The sequence below is a fragment of the Mesorhizobium sp. M1A.F.Ca.IN.020.03.2.1 genome (assembly GCF_004023205.1).
Classification (GTDB): Bacteria; Pseudomonadota; Alphaproteobacteria; order Rhizobiales; family Rhizobiaceae; genus Mesorhizobium.
The window spans coordinates 1-1889 of the sequence record NZ_RZSV01000435.1; the positions used below are offsets into that span (position 1 = coordinate 1).

General features: G+C 60.7%; 2 protein-coding genes. Both read right to left on the reverse strand.

Features of this window, described 5'->3' with window-relative positions; all coding sequences use genetic code 11:
• Positions 1-213: 213 nt before the first annotated feature.
• A complete protein-coding gene (locus EOA79_RS31770; RefSeq protein WP_066994313.1) occupies positions 214-474 on the reverse strand; it encodes a DUF1344 domain-containing protein in 261 nt (86 codons plus the stop codon).
• Positions 475-716: 242 nt separating this feature from the next.
• On the reverse strand, positions 717-1631 hold the full coding sequence (gene hemF, locus EOA79_RS31775) for an oxygen-dependent coproporphyrinogen oxidase (RefSeq protein ID WP_127335122.1): 915 nt from the start codon (positions 1629-1631) through the stop codon (positions 717-719).
• Positions 1632-1889: the final 258 nt, after the last annotated feature.

Consider the following 1889-nt stretch of genomic DNA (forward strand, 5'->3'; position numbering starts at 1 on the left):
AAACCATAACACATGTCGCCGGCTTCGGTTGCATTGGAGCCGGTGGCGAATTGTTTTTTCATGGTCTCCGCGCGAAATCAAAGGCGGAGCATTGCTGCTCCGCCCGTTGCCACCTGGTTTCCGTGAAACGATGAACCGCACTGTCTTTTTGTTTTGACGCAATTCCAGCGGAAACCGCTTCAACGTTTCTGCAATTGCTGGCCGTGCAGGCCGTCACTTCATGATCTTGACAGCCTCGGCAATCTTGTTCTTGCCGCTCATATCCCAGGAAACGCGAACCTTCTCGCCCGGCTTTATGCCCGGATCCTTGAAGGCCTTGGACAGCGTGAAGGTCGATCCGTTGTCCAGAACAAGGCTCATGGCCGTTCCATCAAAGCTCTTCACTGTTCCCGTGGTGTGCTTGACCGCGGCGAACGCGGCGCCACCGGAGGCGAGAAAGGCGGCGGTTGCCGCCGTCACAATAAGCTTGCGCATAGGATGTTCTCCTGGGATGCGGGCACCATTGGGAAGGCACTCCGCTCGATCAGGGCCGTCCGGACGCGTCGGGTCGCGGCTCGTAGCAGTGACGAGCCGCCGGCGCTTCCCGACCCGGCACGTTAAATAGATCAATTTTTTCAAAAGGATATTAGACGAAAAAGAAATCGCCCCTGCCACATTGCCGGTCAAAATTCGGCGAATGGGACAGCAATGCGGCTGGCCTTCCGCTCACCGGATTTTTACGGCCACTTTACCTCGGGCGGCAGGCTGGAGAGGATCGAGGCGACATTGCCGCCGGTTTTCAGGCCGAAGATGGTGCCGCGATCGTGAAGCAAATTGAATTCGACGTAACGGCCGCGCCGGACGAGCTGTTCCTCGCGGTCGCCGTCGGTCCAGTTCTGGTTGAAATTGCCCCGCACCAGATGGGAATAGACGACGAGGAAAGAGCGGCCGACATCCTGGACGAAATTGAAATCGGCGTCCCAGCCGCCCTTGCCCTCATCGGAATGCAGCCAGTCGAAAAAGATGCCGCCGATTCCTCGCGCCTCGTTGCGATGCGGCAGGAAGAAGTACTCGTCGCACCACGCCTTGAATTTCGGATAGTCGGCCACCCCGGCGTTCTTCTCGCAGGCGAACTGCATGGTGCGGTGGAAGGCGATCGTGTCGGGATCGTCCTGGGTACGGCGGCGGTCGAGCACCGGCGTCAGGTCGGCGCCGCCGCCAAACCAGTGGCGGGTGGTCACGACCATGCGTGTGTTCATATGCACGGCCGGAACGTTGGGGTTCCAGGGGTGCGCGATCAGCGAAACGCCGCTCGCCCAGAAGCGCGGATCCTCGTCGGCGCCCGGAATCTGCTTACGGAATTCGGGAGAGAATTCGCCGTGGACGGTCGAGGTATGCACGCCGACCTTCTCGAAGACGCGGCCGCGCATCATCGACATGGTGCCGCCGCCACCTTTGCCGTAGTCGCGCTCCCACGGCGTCTGCTCGAAATGCCCGGGCGACCATGCCGATTGCGGTCCAGTGAGTTCCTGCTCGATCTGCTCGAAGGCGGCGCAGATGCGCTCGCGCAGCGCTTCGAACCAGAGGCGGGCCTTCATCTTCTTCTGCTCGATGTCGTCAGGCAGGCCCACCGCAATGTCGGGTCGTTCCAATTCCGTCTCCAGTCCAGGCTGCTTGCCCGACAAATGACTCGTTTTTTCTGCGCGCGATCCCTAATCTCTTAAGGGCAAGGGTCAAGTCCTGTCTGACCAAGGTGCAAGGAGTTTGCTCGTGCGCACCCCGGCAAGACCGCCGCTGGATGGCTTGAAGAAGAGGCTGGAGCGCTCACGGGCCGAGCGCGAAAGAGAGCCGCGCGACGGATTTTTGCGCGAAACTTTCGTGCTGCCGCGGCCGGCCGCGCGCCTCAAGGC

What these genes read in the sequence shown, in the direction of transcription:
- EOA79_RS31770 (WP_066994313.1), bottom strand. Translation starts at nt 474, where the DNA reads ATGCGCAAGCTTATTGTGACGGCGGCAACCGCCGCCTTTCTCGCCTCC.